Annotated in this window: 13 protein-coding genes and 1 pseudogene; 8 read left to right on the top strand and 6 right to left on the bottom strand. The window is 63.3% G+C overall.

Annotated features, from left to right (window positions below):
* Positions 1–221: 221 nt before the first annotated feature.
* Complete coding sequence (locus tag KFO72_RS25230) at positions 222–1,112, top strand: class I SAM-dependent methyltransferase (RefSeq protein ID WP_225033296.1); 891 nt, start codon at positions 222–224, stop codon at positions 1,110–1,112.
* A gap of 33 nt (positions 1,113–1,145) precedes the next feature.
* Here KFO72_RS25230 and KFO72_RS25225 read toward each other — a convergent pair whose 3' ends face one another.
* The 3 genes from KFO72_RS25225 to KFO72_RS25215 all read right to left on the bottom strand — a co-directional run bounded on the left by KFO72_RS25225 (position 1,146) and on the right by KFO72_RS25215 (position 4,603).
* Positions 1,146–1,622, bottom strand: a complete 477-nt coding sequence (locus KFO72_RS25225; RefSeq protein WP_060610074.1) for an NUDIX hydrolase — start codon at positions 1,620–1,622, stop codon at positions 1,146–1,148.
* Between the two features lie 91 nt (positions 1,623–1,713).
* Positions 1,714–3,246 carry a M81 family metallopeptidase gene (locus KFO72_RS25220; RefSeq protein ID WP_225033295.1) on the bottom strand — a complete coding sequence of 511 codons (1,533 nt, stop codon included), beginning with the start codon at positions 3,244–3,246 and terminating at the stop codon, positions 1,714–1,716.
* Positions 3,247–3,274: 28 nt separating this feature from the next.
* Entirely contained in the window at positions 3,275–4,603 is a 1,329-nt protein-coding gene (locus KFO72_RS25215) for an MFS transporter (RefSeq protein WP_225033294.1), read from the bottom strand.
* 147 nt (positions 4,604–4,750) lie between these two features.
* Here KFO72_RS25215 and KFO72_RS25210 point away from each other — a divergent pair, with 147 nt between their 5' ends.
* Both KFO72_RS25210 and KFO72_RS25205 read left to right on the top strand, forming a co-directional pair.
* Positions 4,751–5,683, top strand: a complete 933-nt coding sequence (locus KFO72_RS25210) for a LysR family transcriptional regulator (RefSeq protein ID WP_225033293.1) — start codon at positions 4,751–4,753, stop codon at positions 5,681–5,683.
* 164 nt (positions 5,684–5,847) lie between these two features.
* Positions 5,848–7,581, top strand: coding sequence for a methyl-accepting chemotaxis protein (locus KFO72_RS25205; RefSeq protein WP_225033292.1), 1,734 nt, complete (start codon positions 5,848–5,850; stop codon positions 7,579–7,581).
* A gap of 44 nt (positions 7,582–7,625) precedes the next feature.
* Here KFO72_RS25205 and KFO72_RS25200 read toward each other — a convergent pair whose 3' ends face one another.
* Entirely contained in the window at positions 7,626–9,011 is a 1,386-nt protein-coding gene (locus tag KFO72_RS25200) for a chloride channel protein (RefSeq protein WP_062917644.1), read from the bottom strand.
* 605 nt (positions 9,012–9,616) lie between these two features.
* On the opposite strand from KFO72_RS25200, the gene KFO72_RS25195 reads away from it, so the two are divergent.
* Both KFO72_RS25195 and KFO72_RS25190 read left to right on the top strand, forming a co-directional pair.
* Positions 9,617–11,449: a phospholipase C gene (locus KFO72_RS25195; RefSeq protein ID WP_062917643.1), complete on the top strand. Its 1,833-nt coding sequence runs from the start codon at positions 9,617–9,619 to the stop codon at positions 11,447–11,449.
* Between the two features lie 144 nt (positions 11,450–11,593).
* Complete coding sequence (locus KFO72_RS25190; protein ID WP_062917642.1) at positions 11,594–13,036, top strand: cytochrome-c peroxidase; 1,443 nt, start codon at positions 11,594–11,596, stop codon at positions 13,034–13,036.
* A 66-nt stretch (positions 13,037–13,102) separates the two neighbouring features.
* Here the strand turns inward: KFO72_RS25190 and KFO72_RS25185 are convergent, their stop codons facing one another.
* Together KFO72_RS25185 and KFO72_RS25180 are read right to left on the bottom strand one after the other, a co-directional pair.
* Positions 13,103–13,618 (bottom strand): DUF3455 domain-containing protein, encoded by a 516-nt coding sequence (locus KFO72_RS25185; protein ID WP_412101801.1) that lies wholly within the window; start codon positions 13,616–13,618, stop codon positions 13,103–13,105.
* A 299-nt stretch (positions 13,619–13,917) separates the two neighbouring features.
* Positions 13,918–14,148: pseudogene (locus KFO72_RS25180) on the bottom strand (porin); the annotation flags it as partial.
* Between the two features lie 343 nt (positions 14,149–14,491).
* Here KFO72_RS25180 and KFO72_RS25175 point away from each other — a divergent pair.
* From KFO72_RS25175 to hpaC, 3 genes are read left to right on the top strand one after another with little or no spacing between them, the layout of a single operon-like run.
* Positions 14,492–15,844 carry an MFS transporter gene (locus KFO72_RS25175; RefSeq protein ID WP_054931659.1) on the top strand — a complete coding sequence of 451 codons (1,353 nt, stop codon included), beginning with the start codon at positions 14,492–14,494 and terminating at the stop codon, positions 15,842–15,844.
* A 34-nt stretch (positions 15,845–15,878) separates the two neighbouring features.
* Positions 15,879–17,090 carry an acyl-CoA dehydrogenase family protein gene (locus KFO72_RS25170; RefSeq protein WP_225033290.1) on the top strand — a complete coding sequence of 404 codons (1,212 nt, stop codon included), beginning with the start codon at positions 15,879–15,881 and terminating at the stop codon, positions 17,088–17,090.
* Positions 17,091–17,122: 32 nt separating this feature from the next.
* On the top strand, positions 17,123–17,659 hold the full coding sequence (hpaC, locus tag KFO72_RS25165) for a 4-hydroxyphenylacetate 3-monooxygenase, reductase component (RefSeq protein WP_054931682.1): 537 nt from the start codon (positions 17,123–17,125) through the stop codon (positions 17,657–17,659).
* Position 17,660 lies beyond the last annotated feature (1 nt).

Here is a 17,660-nt window from a genome sequence, read left to right as displayed (position 1 = left end):
GCGCCGGGTTAGCGTTTTTTTGTTGTGGAGACGGGATAGTAAGCGACTGTAAGCCTGCCGACCACGATGACGTGTTGCGCGTTCGCATCGGTTGCGCGAGGCGGCTTGCTCGTGATTGAGCAGGCAGGCGCACATCGCCGCGCCGGCGGCGGAAATGCCCAAGAAGCAGATGGCTCAGGAAACGCGTATCGTATCCCGCATCTCAAACCTGAATCGACTCCATGTCCGCTACTCGCCATGACCGTGCGCGCGCAATCACGATTGCCACGATTGCCGCCACCTTTTTTATGTTCACACTGACAGGCTGCGCGTCCTCGTCGCTGAACTCGCAAACTGCATCGCGTGATTCGCAATCGCAAGGTGCCAGCGCCATGTCGCTCGATGCCGCCATTAGCGGGTCGCAGCGTAGCAGCCAGGCGCGTGCGCGCGACGTCTATCGTCATCCGCGAGAAACGCTGCAGTTTTTCGATCTCGGTCCGGCGCAGACAGTGTTGGAGATCGCCCCGGGCGGAGGATGGTATTCGGACATACTGGCGCCCTACTTGCGCAACGCGGGGCAGCTTTACGAGGCGCAATATGTCAGTCCGTCCGCCGATCTCGCCGCTGAAGACAGCGCGACGGATACGGCTTATCGGCGCAAGCTCGCGAACGCGCCATCGGTGTACGGAAACGTTGTGGTCGGCACATTGCACGCAGGCCAGTTCAACGGCTTCGACGCGAATGAGCGATTCGACCGTGTGCTCACCTTTCGAAACATTCATAACTGGATCAAGGACGGGCAATTCGATGCGAACCTGCGCGCCTTCTACGGCGCGCTGAAACATGGCGGCGAACTCGGCGTCGAGGAGCACCGCGCACGGCCAGGAACGACTGAGCAACAAATGATCGATTCCGGTTACGTGACGGAAGCGTTCGTCATCGAGCACGCACAAGCGGCCGGCTTCGTTCTGGTTGCGCGCAGCGAGATCAACGCGAATCCGAAAGACACAAAGGATTATCCGCATGGCGTGTGGTCGTTGCCGCCCACTTATCAAGGCGGTGACGTCGACAGGTCGCGCTTTGCTGCAATCGGGGAATCGGATCGCATGACGCTAAAATTCGCCAAGCCTTAGCGATCGTATGTGTGATGCCGGCAGAAGAAAGGGCTAGGCGAGGTCGCGACACACGATGTGCGCGAACTGAAGCGGGTCCTGCGCGAGCGCGTGACGCAGGAACGCGGGCCGCACGTCGATGCTTGCCAGTGCGTGCCGGTTGAACCACGCGAATTCGAGCTTGCGGCCCTGTTCGCTGCCTGAGTGGCGCGCGTCGAGATCGAGGATGCGAGCGTCGCGCGGGACTTCCGTCGCGAAGTACAGGCCGACTTCGTGATGTGGGCGACCACCACCCGCGAAGAAGTTTTCGACGATCCACAGCAAGTGCCCGACTTGCACCTCGATATCCAGTTCCTCGCGCATCTCGCGCGCGACGGCTGTGGCCGCGTCCTCGCCCGCCTCGACGCGGCCGCCCGGCAGCGACCAGTATTCGTCGCCTTCCAGCATGTGCAGCAGGACGTGGTCGCCTGTCGTGATGACGGCGACCGCGCGGAGGTTGAAGCGATGGCCGTCGGTGTCGAAGGAGATCATGGGCTTGTGTGCATGCGCGGGCGTTGAGGATGCGTCATTTCGCCGGAAAGGGCGGCGATGTGCAAGCTCGGGGCGTATGCCGCCCGGTCCCTCACTGCAATTGATCAACCGCTTCCTTCGCAGTCACTGAACGCCACGCCCCAAACACGAGCCCCATCGGCCGCACCCGCATACGCTCATCCAGCCTTCGCCACGGCAAATCCGCCGGATCTGCGGCCATCGGCCCGGGTGCCTTCGCCACCAGAACCGCACGCGCGCCCGCCTGAAAATCCGCGCGGAAATGCACCGAACTCTTCACCACAAGCACCTTCATCTGTTCAGGCTCGACGCCCCCAACGCGAAAAAAGTTGCGTTCGAAAATCTGCATCTTGATCGTGCTGACCACGATCCGCACACCGTCGATACGCAAACACGCCACCGGCCCAAGATCGCCCTGCATGCCGTTCATCATCGGACCGTCGAAACGAAAACGCCCATCCGACAGATGCTCGACTTCGAAAACGCCTTGTAGCGGCGCGTCGCCCGGCACACCCGAGCGGCCCGCCAGCGCCAGTTCGATGCGCGCACCGACGCCCGCGCGATGCGCCGCTGCCGCCGCCTGAGCGTCCCATATCACGCCTACGGCCGCGTCCTGCACGCGATGACGCAACAACGCGCGCACCATGCCCATCGTGTTCGAATCGCCACCCACGCCCGGGTTGTCCTGCGTATCGGCGATGATCACGGGCTTGTCAGCATGTCGCGCGAGACGCGACGCTTCGCTCACCGCTTCGTCGGGTGAAAGAAAGCGCACTTCCCATTGCGCTTCATCGGCGAGCATGCGCGCGTGAAGCGCATCGATGGCCTTCACGAGCGCGTCTTCGTCATCGCCATAACCCCAGATCACGGGCCCGCACTCAGGAAAATCCGCTGCGGGAAAGCCCGGCGCAAACGACAGCGAAGCAACCGCTCCGTCTTCGAGCGCAGCGAGCATCTCGTACACGCCGAGCGCGGGCTCGACGAGCGTGCACATCGCATTCACGGGAATCAGAAACGGAATGCGCCGCGATGCGCGTTTCAAAGGGCGTCGATCATGCGTCAGCCTTCCGAGCAACGCCGCGGCACGCTCGCCCGTTTCAGCCATGTCGACATGCGGGTAGGTTCGATACGCGACGATCGCATCCGCGAGTTGCAGCATCCTGTCCGTCACGTTCGCGTGAAGATCGAGCGAGACGACGAGCGGCATGTCATCACCGGCTACGCCCCGAACGCGCGCGAGCAGTTCGCCTTCGCCGTCGTCGACATGCTCGGCGACCATTGCACCATGCAGATCGAGATAGATGGCATCGAAGCCACCCGCGCGCACGGCATCGACGATCTCGCCGGCAATACGCTCGTAGGCGTCTTCCGTCACGTGCGCGGACGCGCTCGCGCCCGCCCAGATGACGGGAATTAGTTCGTGGCCCGTCGCTTCCGCGGCCTTGATGAAGCCGCCAATCGGCACGTTCACGTCGCGCAGCGTCAGCACGTCGGCGCCGCGCGTTAAAGGCGGAAAGCCCTCGCCCTGAACGAAACTCTGATACGACGCCCGGGTCGGCGCAAAGGTGTTGGTCTCGTGCTGAAAACCGGCGATCAGGATCTTCATGATTCGTTCGTCCTCTTGTTCAGCGAACTCAGTTCGATTCGGGGCTCAGCGTCAACTCGGCCGCTTCATGAACGGGCTTGCGCGTCGACCGGTTGGCAAGAATCAGCAGACCTGCGATCACCGGCATGACTGCCATCACGATCAGCGCGAGTTGCGAATTGCCCGTCGCCGTGCGCGCCCAGCCGATTGCCGCCGGCCCCCAGAAACCGCCCGACAATCCGATCGTATTGATCAGCGCAATGCCGCCCGCCGCCGCCGGGCCTTTGATGTATTCGGCAGGCATTGCCCAGAACACCGTGTAGGCCATCCACATCATCGCCGTCGCAGCCGTCAGCAGTGCGAGCGTCGCGAACAGGTGCCCTTGCGTGAAAATCGATGCGATCAGCAACAGCGCGCCAATCAGAGCAGGCAACGCGCAGTGCAGACGCCGCTCGCTCGTACGGTCGGAGCTGCGTCCCGCGACGTACATGCCGATCCCCGCCGCGACATACGGAATCGCGACATACCAGCCAAGACGCAGCGTGTCGCTCACGCCCTGCTCCTTGATCAGCGTCGGCAGCCAGAAGCTGATCGCGTAGATCGGGAAAATGATCGAGAAGTACGCGAAGGCCAGCAGATAGACGCGCGGATCGCGCGCCACGGCCTTGAACGAGTGGTTGTGCGCGTGCGCCACGCCCGTTTCGCTTTCCAGCAACTGCTTTTCATCGGCGCTCAGCCAGCGCGCGTCGGCGGGACGGTTCGACAGCACGAACAGCGTGAGCACGCCTAGCACGATGCACGGCAGGCCTTCGACGAGAAACATCCACTGCCAGCCCGCCAGCCCATCAACACCCGAGAGCGCTGAAATCAGCCACGCCGACAACGGCCCGCCGACGATCCCGCCCAGCGGCCCGGCGAGAAACACGATCGCGATGGCGCGCGCCATGCGCGTCGGCCCGTACCAGCATGACAGGTAATAGATCATGCCCGGCGCGAAGCCCGCTTCGAAAATGCCGAGCAGAAAGCGCATGCCGTAGAACATCGGCACGTTGCGCACGAACAGCATGCACGCCGACGTGATGCCCCATAGCACGAGAATGCGGCTGAACGTCTTGCGTGCGCCGATTTTCGGCAGCAGCAGATTGCTCGGCAATTCGAACAGCACATAACCCAGAAAGAAGATGCCCGCGCCGACGCCATATGCCGCATCCGAGAAACCGAGGTCGCTCTGCATCTGGAACTTGGCGAAGCCGACATTCACGCGGTCCAGATACGCAAACATGTAGCAGGCGAGAAGAAACGGCAGCAACCGCCAGTTGAGCCGGTTGTAGAGGGCGCGAGCCGCGTCGCTCTCCCGCAGGGTCTGTCGTGCTGTCATGTTCGTCTCCGGTATGTCGGGTTTGGATTCCGTGCTTGCGTTCCAGCATGGTGTCGGGGTAAAAATGCGCGAGCAAGAGCAACTAAGTTCACACTTCGTTGCATGCAAGGCAACGACAGTCCATTCAACGCTCTGGAGACCGCCGACATGCGCGAAATCAATCAGCAACGGCTGCGCTACTTTCACGAGGTGCTCTCGCACGGCACGATTCGCGGCGCGGCGGACAGCCTGAACACGTCGCCTTCCGTGATTACGCGCCAGATCAGACTGCTCGAAGAGGAACTCGATACGACGCTGTTCGAGCGCGAGGCGCGCGGCGTCAAGCCGACCGAGGCCGCCATGCATCTGCTCGAATTCTGGCGTGGCTACCGTTCGCAGCAGGAAAAGCTCGAAGACCAGTTGCATTTGCTGAAGGGGCTTCAGCAAGGCCAGGTGCAACTGGCCGTCAGCGAGGGCTATATCGATCCGCTGATCGAGGAAGTGATCGCGCCGTTTTGCGCGAAGTATCCGCAGCTCGATATCAATATCGAAAGTCTCGCCGTCGACGATCTGCTCAACCAGGTCGCCGAAAGCCGCGCGCATATCGGGCTTGCGTACAATCCGCCGCCGCATCCGCGCATCGAGTACCGCGCGAGTTCGGCGCAGCCCGTCGTTTTGCTGGTCAGACGCGATCATCCGCTGGCGTTGCGCGGCACGTCCGCCAGCGTGAAGGACCTGCTGGAATGGCCGCTCGCGCTGATGCCCGCCACCTTCGGCATCGGCCACGCCGCGAAAATGCTGGAGTTCGCGGAGAACATCAAGATCCGCGCGACGCTCACCAGCAATTCGCTGACCGCGCTCAAGCGCTTCGTCGCGCATGGCGACGGCGTCACGCTGATCGGCGAGTTCGCTGCGTATCGCGAACTGGTGGCGGAAGAACTCGCCATCGTGCCGATCGATCATCCGTTGTTTCAGGGCGCGAAGGCGCGCTTGCTCGTGAAGTCGGGACGGCCTCTCGCGGCAGCGGCGAATGAATTGCTCGAATGGATCTTGCGAAGGATGTCGATGTTCGCACCCGCCAATACGTCGACCGATGCCTGACGACACGCTGCCGGAACGTTGCCTCCGCAAGCTTTCATGCACGGCCTCGCCGTAATGCCGCAGTAGCGCCGCCGTCGGCCATTCGTCATATTTGAAACTAAATTGTAGAACGCATACCACTTTGACGTTAAGAGAACGTGTTCGTCTCTTCATCTCAATGGGCAATGACGTTTCTCCACACTCTCAAGATTGGTCCGCGTCTCGGCGCGGGCTTTGCAATCGTTCTGCTTCTGCTTTGCGCGGTCGGCGGCGTCGGCCTGCTGCAATCGTCGCGCATCTACGAGGGCACGCATCGTATCGGCAGTGACTGGCTGCCCAGCGTCGAAACGCTCGGCACCATGCGCGGTCATGCCGACGACGTGCGCCGCCTGTCGCTGCGTGAATTGCTGAGCACCGACGCAGACCAGATTCGCACCACGCGCGCTCAGCACGCGGATGCCGTGACTGCTTTCGCGCAGTCGTTGAACGCCTATTCGACGCTGATCTCGTCGCCCGAAGAACAGCAGCTGTACGACAGCATCAAGTCGTCGTGGGCCAGCTATCTCGAAGTCGACCAGAAAATCGAAAAGCTGATCGACGCGGGCGAAGCGAGTGCGGCCGAAGCGCGGCAAGTCGCGGCGGGCGAAGCGTCGACGCGCTTCACGGCGACGCTCGATCGGATCGACAGCGACATCAAGCTGAACCATCAGGGCTCGGTCGAGGAAGTCGCGAAAGCGGGAGATGCCTTCCACAGTGCGCGCATCTGGACCGTCGTGCTGTCGGCGCTTGCGTTGCTTGCGGGCGCGTTCATCGCCGTCGTCACCACGCGCTCGATCATCGGGCCGCTGCGCCGTTCCGTCGAGGTAGCCGAGACCGTCGCGCGCGGCGATCTGACTGCGGCGATCGCCATCGATGGCACGGACGAACTGAGCCAGTTGCTCGGCGCGCTGCGCCACATGAACGAACGTCTGCAGGATACGGTCAGCCGCGTGCGTTCGAGCAGCGAAAGCATCGCAGCGGGCTCGTCGCAAATCGCCGCGGGCAACGCCGATCTGAGCCAGCGCACGGAAGAACAGGCCGCATCGCTAGAAGAAACGGCCGCGAGCATGGAGGAGCTGACGGCGACCGTCAGGCAGAACGCGGAGAACGCCACCCAGGGCAATGCGCTGGCGGCGCGCGCGTCGGAAACGGCGGCGCGCGGCGGCGAGGTCGTGAGCCGCGTGGTCGATACGATGCACGGCATCTCGACCAGTTCGCAACAGGTGGCGCAGATCATCTCGGTGATCGAAGGGATCGCGTTTCAGACCAACATCCTTGCGCTTAACGCGGCCGTCGAAGCGGCACGCGCGGGCGAACAGGGACGCGGCTTCGCGGTCGTCGCGGGCGAGGTGCGCACGCTCGCACAGCGCAGCGCCGCGGCGGCGAAGGAGATCAAGGATCTGATCGGGGAATCGGTGAGCCGCGTGAACAGCGGCACCGCGCTCGTCGACGAGGCGGGCCGCACGATGGGCGAAATCGTGCAGTCGGTGCGCCAGGTGTCCGATCTGATGGGCGAGATCAGCGCGGCGTCGGGCGAGCAGCATCGCGGCATCGAGCAGGTCAATGTCGCTATCTCGCAGATGGACGAGGTGACGCAGCAGAATGCGGCACTCGTCGAGCAGGCTTCGGCGGCGACGCAGTCGATGGCGTCGCAGGCGGCGACGCTGCGTGAACTGGTGTCGGTGTTCAGGTTGCCGGGCGGGCAGCACGCAAACGCGATGCACGCTGCGCCGACTCCTTCGCAGGCAGTCGCGCGTGCCGCCGTGGCCGCACCCAGGAAAACGACAGACGCTGCTTCTGCAAAACCGCTCGCCGCCCAGTTTTCGAATGCCGAAAAAACGGCCGCGAGCCGCGCCGAAACCGATTGGGCGACCTTCTGAATCGCGGCGCATCCGCTTGCCTCACGTGATGCGCCGTTCGATCTTCACTTGTGCGTGACGGGCAACAGCTTCATCGCAGCGGGCCGCTCTTGCGCCGCATTCGCCGTCACGCTTGCCGCCATATGCGTCGGCATAGCCGTCGCCCCGGCGCTCGTTCGGCTCGCGCGGCTCGCCAGCATCGCGCACACGCGGCTCGCGCCAACTGAGCCCGCAACCGCGAACACCACCGGGAACAGCATGTCGTGGCCAAGGTGGGTGAACTCGGCGACCAGAACGATCGCCGTGATCGGCATGTTCATCGACGAAGCGAGAAACGCCGCTGCCCCGACCAGCGCAAACGCGCCGGCGGGCACGCTCGCGCCGATCAGATTCCACGCGCCGCCGAGCACGACGGCCAGTAACGCGCCGACCGTCAGCCCCGGCGTCAGCAAACCGCCATGCGCGCCGACGCGCAGGCTGCTCGCGCTCACGGCAATCTTCAACGCAAGGAGCGCCGCCGCGAGCCCGATGCTCAACTGACCGTCGAAGCCTAGCTGCGCAGTGCCCTTGCCGTTGCCGAGCAATTGCGGGAAATGCACGGCGAGCAAACCGATCACGGCGAAGTTCAGCACGTTGAGCGGAATCATCAGCCAGCCCGCACCCGGCGCGGCATTGCGCGCACGATCCATGAAGCGCGAGAACGCGTATGCGGCGATGCCGAACACTGGCCCTGTCGCCACCGACCACGCAATCAGGCTGCCGCTCAGCGCGAACGACGGAATCGCGTATTGCGACTCGTCGCCAAGCCCCATCCACGCGACCACAGCGGCGATCACCGACGTCACGAGCGCAATCGCAACCGTGGTCGCATCGAATGTGACGAGCAGCACTTCGAGCACGAATACCGCGCCGCCGAGCGGCACGTTGTACACGGCGGCGAGCCCGGCGCCCGCGCCGCAGGCGATCATCACGCGCGTTTCGTTCGCCGACAGGCCAGCGACGCGCGCCAGCCAACCTGCCGCCAGCGAGCCGACTTCGCGCGGCGCGACCTCGCGGCCCAACGGCGAGCCGAGCGCGACCGTCACGATCTGCAGCAGCGCATGCGCGAGCGTGCTGAGCATCGGCATGCGCGTGTCGGGCGATTTCACCGCCTGTTTGATGCTGACGAGCGGACGGCCGAAACGGCGCACGGCCCACCAGCCGAATCCCGCGATCAGACCGCAGACGGCCATGACGATCACGCGCCGTTCGGGCGACGCGCCATCGACACCTTGCAAAAAGCTTTCGCCGCCGACGATCGCATTCAGGCTGTAGCCGTACGCGACGTGCTGGACGGCGTGCAGCAGCAGCGCGAGCAGCATGCCGCCGAGGCCCGCGCCAACGCCCGTCAGTACGGTGACGACGGCAAGGCGGATCAGTGATTTGCGGTCGAGGGTGATGGGAGACGGCATGACGGCGTTTTGCTCGGCGGGACGGGAAGCCTCTACTCTAGGGTTTTCCCTTAAATTCAGCAAACGACTTTATATACTTAATTGATGATTCGCACGACTGTGTGAAAAGCACGGCTGCAAACTACAGCCCTGCGAAGGCACGCGGCAGGCCACGCCCGGTGGCGGACCCAACCTCGCGCGCTACCCCTGCCGATGGAACTGAATGTGTCGAAAGGTCTTGAAGCAGCCGGCGCTGAGAATGCACTCGGCGTAATCGCCCCGCCCCGCCATTTCAGAATGTTTGGATCACTAATCATTGAATTGGGAAAACCCGATCATCTCACTTAAAAGCGAACTGCAAATCAATAGCCAAACCTCGGGTTCAACCAGCGCAGCGGCCGTATCCGGCTACACGCCCCGCTTCACGCCGAATAAGAACGAAAGCAATAGCAATGCAAACGTATGTAATAGGCCGGTAAGGAATGTTTCTCGATTACGCAATATGGGAATGATTCAATGCCGTTGCTTCTCCTCCATCTTGAAGTGAGCTTGCAATTCCACCTAAAAAAACCCAGCAACTCCACGCATAACGGAGCGCTGAACGGCAATCTGGAGCCCCCCGAGAAATGCTTTACAGAAAAATACTCCCCAGCGCGATCGCTGTCGCGGCGCTGTTGACCATCGCCGCGTGCGGCAGCAGTTCGCACAACAACACGACGACGTCGACGCCGCCCGCCGTTTCTGCGCAAAACGCCCTGGCGACCGCGACGCCCATCAAGCACCTCGTTGTGATCTTCGGCGAGAACGTCTCCTTCGACCACTATTTCGCCACCTATCCGAGCGCAAAGAACGTGGCGGGCGAGCCGGCGTTCACGGCAGCGTCGGGCACGCAAACGGATATCGCAACGCTCGCCGCCGCTGGGCTGACGGGCTCGGCTAACCCGAACGCGCAGGCGACTTCGCCCAACATCGTCGCCGCGACGGTGAACGGCCAGACGACCACGCCGCCGACACTGGGCGCCGCGCTGACCACGACCACCGCGCAGCCGTTCCGCCTCGACCGTTCCCAGGCAAACACGAAGAGCCAGAATCACAGCTATGCGCCCGAACAGCTTGCCGACGACAACCTGAATATGGACGCGTTCCCGCTCTTCACGTCGGCCAGTTCGATCATTGCCGGCAGCACAGGCCAGTTTGGTTCATCGGCGCAGGTGCTCGGCTACTTCGACGGCAACACGGTCACCGCGTACTGGAACCTCGCACAGAACTTCGCGATGAACGACAACGCGTGGACGGACACGTTTGGTCCGTCGACACCGGGCGCCATCGAAGTGATCTCGGGCCAGAATCAGGGCTTGACGCTCACGCCGAATCCGAAGAACCCGACCGTCACGACCAGCAACAACGCGATTCCTGACGGACAGGGAGGCGTCACGATGATCGGCGACCTCGACCCGACCACCGACACCTGCACGGCCGCCGCGCAAACCGCGACTTCCGGCCCGACGGGCATGATGGGCGGCAAGAACATCGGCGATCTGCTCAACGCTGCGAACATCACGTGGGGCGGCTTCATGGGCGGCTTCAACCTGCAGACGGTCAACGCGAACGGTACGACGGGCTGCCAGCGCTCGACGTGGTCGGACGTGCTTGGCAGCGCGCCGGTCGACTATGTCCAGCACCACGCGTGGTTCCAGTACTACCCGTCGACGGCCAATCCGACCCACCAGCGTCCGAGCTCGATGGCGATGATCGGCTACACCGAGCCGACGCTCGACAACACGGCCACGCCGGTTCACCACCAATACGACAGCGATGACTTCTTCGCGGCTGTGCAGGCGGGCAACTTCCCGTCGGTCAGCTTCCTGAAGGCACCGGCAATCGGCGACGGCCATCCGGGCAATTCGGACCCGCTCGACGAGCAGGCATTCGTCGTGAAGGTCACGAACTTCCTGCAGCAGCAGCCCGACTGGAAGAACACGCTCGTCGTGATCGCCTACGACGACTCCGACGGTTGGTACGACCACGTCGTGCCGACCATCAAGAGCTCGTCGTTCGATACCACGCTCGTCACCCACGTCGGAACGGCAACCTTCACGGGCGCCGACCAGCTGTCGGGCCAGGGCCAGTGCACCAGCGCGGGCGCGACGCAGCCGCTCGGCATCAACGGCGGTGTAGTCAACGGCCGTTGCGGTCCGGGTACGCGCACGCCGTTCCTCGTGGTTTCGCCGTGGGCAAAACAGAACTACGTCGACCACACGCCAATCACGCAGGCGTCCGTCGTCAAGTTCATCGAAGACAACTGGCTCAGCGGCAAGCGCCTCGGCGCGGGTTCGTTCGACGCAACGGCGGGCGATATCCGCAGCATGCTGAACCTGACCGGCGCGGGCAACAACCCGGCCGTCTTCCTCGACCCGACCGTTGGTACGAAGCTCGCCGCTGCACCGGCGACCAACTGACCCGACGCGCGTCCCGCCCCGTTTCACATATGGCCGGATAACGGCGCCATTGCAGCGGGACGCCAGATAACTCGAAGTGGGTCGAGCCAGCGCGGCAACGTGCTGGCTCGACGTCTTTTCCGGATCATTTTTGCCATCATCGCCATGAGCTCTCCAAACTCCGCCTTGCCGCCCTCACTGCCTGCCGGCGAGCCCTCGCGCCCAGCCAGCGCCAGACGACAGCTTCTGCGAGCGCTCGGCTGGGCCGTCGCCGTCATCGCCGCCGGCTGCGCCGCCTTTATCGCTTATGCGGCAATCTATCCGGAGCGGATGCCTGTTGCGATCGGCGCCGTCGTCGAAGACATCACCGGCGCGAATCCGCAGCCAGTCGCGTTACACGTGCCACCGAGCCAGCCGTTGAGCGCGGTTGCCCTGCTCGGCAAGCAGATTTTCAATGACCCGTCGCTTTCGGCGTCGGGCAAGCAATCATGCGCGTCGTGCCACAGCCCCGAGCGTGCGTACGGGCCGCCGAACGACCTGTCCGTGCAGCTCGGCGGTCCGCATCTGACCGACGCGGGCTACCGGCCGCCGCCGTCGCTTGCTTACCTGTACCGCCAGGCGCCGTTCTCGATTGGCCCGGACCAGAACGACATGGACGCCGCGCCCGTCACGCTCGATCAATTGGCCACGGCAGCAGGCGGCACGCAACGCGCGGTGAAAACGGCAGGCGTTGCGCCCGCGGCACCCGCGCTCGTCCCGCAGGGCGGCCTGTTCTGGGATGGCCGCGCGAGCACATTGCAGGATCAGGCAATCGGCCCGATGCTGAATCCCGTCGAAATGGCCAACAAGAGCACGGGCGAGGTCGTGCACAAGCTGCTGAATGCGAAGTATCTCGACCAGTTCAAACAGTTGTTCGGCGACGGGGTCATCAACCAGCCCGATCTGCTCGTCGATGAAGCGATGTTCGCGGTGGGACGCTACGAGTTCGAAGACCCATCCTTTCATCGCTTCACGAGCAAGTACGACTACTGGCTCCAGGGCAAGGCCCGTCTGACACAAGCGGAGTTGCGCGGCTTGCGCCTGTTCAACGATCCTGACAAGGCCAACTGCGCAGGATGCCATCTGAGCAAGCCGACGGCCGACCATTTGCCGCCGCTTTTCACCGACACGCAATACGAGGCACTGGGCGTGCCGCGCAATCGCAATCTGGCCATCAACAAGGACCGGAATTTCTACGACATGGGCGTATGCGGTCCTTTCCGCGCCGACGCCGCGACGCTCACGCAGTACTGTGGCATGTTCCTGACGCCGACCTTGCGCAACGTCGCCACGCGGCACACCTTTTTCCACAACGGCGTCTATCACGACCTGAAGCAGGTGATGGACTTCTATAACCTGCGCAATACGAGTCCCGAAAAGATCTATCCGCTCGATGCAGCAGGCAAGCCGGAAAAGTACGATGATCTGCCCGAGAAGTACCACGCGAATATCGACGTCGCCGACGCGCCGTTTGACCGCAAACTGGGCGAAAAGCCCGCTATGACCGACGATGAGATCCAGGACATCATCGCGTTCATGAACACGCTGACGGACGGTTACAAGCCCTAGTACCCGCATTGCTCGTGTCGGGTCACGTCGCGCGCATCTGCAGGTGCGCGCGACATGGACACAACGCTACTTCAGGAAAATGTATCGCGCGAAATACGGCGAGCTGCCCGACTGATGCTCACGTACACAAGGCTCGGAAGGCGACACGCCGCCTGCCGTGTCGAGGCGCTGCACGAATCGCGCGACAGACAAACTGCCTTCTGAGGTGCTGTGCGTTTCGAGCAGCAGTTGTGGAATGCTGTTCGGATTCGCACCCGGTGCCTGAGCCACCACGCGACCGACGATCCGGCTGCCATCGGCCGCCTGCCAGGACGGGCCCGCGCCATGCTGGATCGACGCCTGACCCGCGCCGTCATAAAGCGTGGCTTCCGGATGTTGGAACACCCAGCCGAGACGATGCCCGCTATCGAACTCGCAGGAATACATCTGCACGCCTGTCGCCGTCATGACGGCGAACGGCTGGGCACCGGCAGGCACTAGCGAAGGTGGCGTTGCATCGGCGGCGTTCGCCGCAAAGGGTGAGGTCAGAACGACGCAAGCCAGCGCCGCCCGGTACACGATCTGCTGCGCGCCGGGGCGCATCGCGCGAATGACGTTGCTGGAGTACGAGGCGCAAGGAAGCATGATGACGGTCCGGTAGAGGTAAAGGCGGTAACGTGGTTTGCCTTACCAGAACACCTGAGCGCAGACGCTTATTCCATCGAAATCACGCGCCGGGGCAACCGCGATGGATGCACTGGCGCAATCCGCTTCATTTATCACGCGCCAGCACCGTTTCGTCGGGAATGCCGGGGCCGTCTGCAAACAGCGCTTCAGATTGCGCGGATAACCCGCGACAGGCCGCACTGCCCGCCCTTCCACCGCGACCGTGTGCCCCGCTAGAGCGCCGCGAGCCCGCCGCCGAGATCTTCCCTGCCGCGCCGCCCCCAGCGGCTCGCCTGCGTGACACCGCTCGACACGTTGTACAGATTGTGGCCTCCCGTATTCGAGGTCCAGTTGAAACCATCGTCGACGATGCCATACATCGTCACCGAACGCTGCGCGTGCGCCGCGCCGGCGAATGCACACCCGGCCACCGTCAAGGCGGCCAATGCTGCTGATCCGATTCTCATGGATTCGTCATCCCGTTCATCCCGACTGCTTCGATTGAATGACGCAGCGAATGATGATTGCGCCGCGGCTGTTACGAGGACCGCAATCCAGGTTCGCCGTTATGCGCGGTCAAATCAGTCAAATAGAACAGGGGCGATAAGCGTGTTTTATTTGCGCCATCACACGTGCCGATGCCTGCGCGCACGACATGAATGCCATTTATGTCGCCCATTTTTGGCCTGAATTTGACGGTCTTTTCGCACGCTCCTATCGTTCGCCCATGTCTGTCTGAATCGCCAGGTCGCCTTGCCCGTCTCCATGATCGGGAAGCGGAAACTTCAACGTCTTGCTCAGCCCAACACCATGAATCCTCACGCGACAGCCACGCTTTCCTCTTCCTCTCCCCTACGCAAGACAAGCACCGTCCGCCGTGCGGTGACGACAGCCGTGCTTGGCCAGATACTCGAGTGGTACGACTTCTTTCTCTATGGAACGGCCGCCGCGCTCGTGTTCGGCAAGCTGTTCTTTCCCGTCGGCAGCGACCCGTTGACGGGCACGATCGCGGCATTCGGCGGATTCACGGTGGGCTTTATTGCGCGGCCTGTCGGCGGTGTGCTGTGCGGCCATATCGGCGACCGCTACGGACGCAAGACGGTGATGATGCTCACGCTCCTGACGATGGGTGTCGCGACCATGTGCATGGGGTTGCTGCCGACGTATCAGCAGATCGGTATCGCGGCACCCATCGCTCTCGTGCTACTGCGCATTCTGCAGGGGCTCGCTGCGGGCGGCGAATGGAGCGGCAGCATTCTGATGATTCACGAAAGCGCGCCCGCCTCGCGGCGCGGCGCGCTTGCCGCATGGAGCCCCAGCGGCGCGGCATTCGGCTTCGTGCTGTCGACAGCGGCATTCCTGCTCGCGCAGACGCTATCGCCCGACGACTTCCTCAGCTGGGGCTGGCGCGTGCCGTTCCTGTGCAGCGTGGTGCTCGTCGTGCTCGGACTCTGGATGCGCCGCTCGGTGGAAGAAAGCGCCGATTTCGTCGCGGTGAAGGCGACACACCGCGAAAGCCGCATGCCGATCGTCGAGGTATTGCGCCGTTGCCCGCGTCAGGTACTGACCGTGTTCGGCCTGCGCTTCGGCGAAGGCGGCGCGTCGTACATCTTCTTCGCGTTTTCGATAGCGTATGGTCAGTTTCTCGGTTTGAAGTCGACATGGATTCTCGGCGGGCTCACGCTGTCGATGCTGCTGATGATCCCCATGTCGCTTCTGATGGGACATCTCACCGACAAGATCGGCCGCAAGCCGGTCTATCTCGCGGGTGCCATTGCCATGGTGCTGGTCGCGTATCCGTATTTCACGCTGCTCGCCTCCGGCGTGCTGTGGAAAGTGATTGCCGCGCTGATTCTCGCCAACAGCGTCACGCTCGGCATTCTCGAAGGCGCGCAGCCCGCATTCATCAGCGAACTGCTGCCCGTTCATCTGCGCTTCTCGGGGCTCGGCATTGGACGCGAGATTTCGTCGGTACTCGGCGGCGGCCTTTCGCCGATGATCGCAACCGCGTTGCTCGCTCACTATCGCAGCGCCACACCCGTCGCGATCTATCTCGTTGCGCTCGCGCTCGTCACGGTAATCGCGACGTGCATCGCGCCCGAAACCTTTCCACGCGCCGCACGGCAGCAGGCAAAACAGGGCGCCGAGCCCGTCACCGCCTGATCGCATTCTCCATTCCACTCAATACGTATTCATCATGCAAAGCCTTCACAGCATTTCGACTTACGCCCACGAACCGCGCTCCATCGACCAGGGCGAGCCGTATCCCGAGTATGCCGGTCCCATTTCGCTCGACGTTCTGATCGAAGAAATCGAACGGCGCCGCGACGAGTTCGATCAGCTCTCGCACGTGCCGCGCGACATGATCGCGAAGATGAAGCGCGCGGGCATCTACCGTGCGAGCACGCCGCGTCGTTTCGGCGGAGACGCGCTGCCGCCGCCGCAGTTTCTCGCGATCCTCGAACGTATCGCGATCGCGGATGGTTCGACGGCATGGGTCGCCGCGTTCGGGTCGGCGAATACGTACCTCGCCTCGCTGCCTGTCGAAACGCAACAGCAGATCTACGCAAAAGGACCGGACCAGGTTTTTGCGGGCGGTCTCTATCCGCTGCAACCTGCGGTTCAGGCGCCGGGCGGTTACAAGGTCAGCGGCCAGTGGCGGTTCGCGAGCGGCTGCAAAGGCGCGGACTGGATCGGCGTCGGTATTGGCGGCACGCCCGCGAACTCGGGCGATGCGGGCGCGGGCAAGCCGTTCACCGCCGTGTTTCCCGCTAGCGAGGTCGAGATCGTCGACAACTGGAACGTGGTCGGCATGCAGGGCACGGGCAGTCACGATCTGCGGCTGCGCGACAAGTTCGTCGATGCTCGATGGACCTTCGTGCGCGGCGGCCACGCGCTGATCGACGAGCCGTTGTATCGCTATCCCGCCGTCGCGTATCAGGCGCAGGTGCATACCGCCGTGAACGTCGGGCTGGCGCGCGCCGCGCTCGATCTGCTGACGGATATGTCCGGCGCGACAAAAACGACGACGGGCGCGCCGCGTCTCGCGGACCGAGGCTATTACCGCTCGGGTCTCGCGAAAGCGGAAGCGCAGTGGCGCAGCGCGCGTGCGTTCTTTTATGAGTCGGCACAAGCGGCGTGGGACACGATTCTCGCTGGCGATCCCGTCACGCCCGACCAGGCGAATCTGATGCGCCTGAGCGCGACGCATGCGGCCCACGTATGCGCCGAGGTAGTCATGCAGGCGTATCAGATGGCGGGCATCGCCGCGATTTATCGCGAGAGCCGCTTGCAGCGTCTGGTGCGCGACTCGATCGTCGTGACGCAGCACGCGTTTCTCGGCGAGGGCACGTATGACGCGTCGGGTGCGCTGTTCGTCGGCATACCGCCCGTCACGCCGTATCCCTGATGCAACGCACGATCGAACACGAGGAGCAAACGATGACGAACGAAGACATGAAGCGGCGCTTTCGCGACGCGATGGCCTGCCTGCCCGCTGCCGTCAACGTCATTACGACCGACGGGCCGAGCGGACGCTGTGGCCTCACCGCGAGCGCCGTCTGCTCGGTAACCGACGAGCCGCCGACGATGCTCGTCTGTATCAACCAGGCCAGCTATATGCACGACGTACTGCGCGAGAACCGCAACGTGTGCATCAACGTGCTCGCCGGCGAGTATCAGGATCTCGCGCGCGACTTTGCGGGCATGACTTCGTGCCCGATGGACGAGCGCTTCGCACGCCACGCATGGAAACCGGGACGCTCGGCCGTGCCCGTGCTTTCGCATGCCATTGCCAATCTCGAAGGTACGATCGTAGAACTCAAGAGCGTCGGATCGCACTCGGTGATGTTCGTGCAGATCGACACGATTTCGGTCCGTCAGGATGGCGATGGACTGATCTATTTCGCGCGGCAGTTTCATCGTCTCGCGCGGCCGGGTGTGGCGGCAGCATCCCTTTCCACTCAGTGTGCGAGGTAAG

Source organism: Paraburkholderia sp. XV, assembly GCF_020177535.1.
In the GTDB taxonomy this organism is placed as follows: Bacteria; Pseudomonadota; Gammaproteobacteria; order Burkholderiales; family Burkholderiaceae; genus Paraburkholderia; species Paraburkholderia caribensis.
Note: the sequence above shows the minus strand (reverse complement) of the source record. Positions and strands in the feature narration are given on the sequence as shown.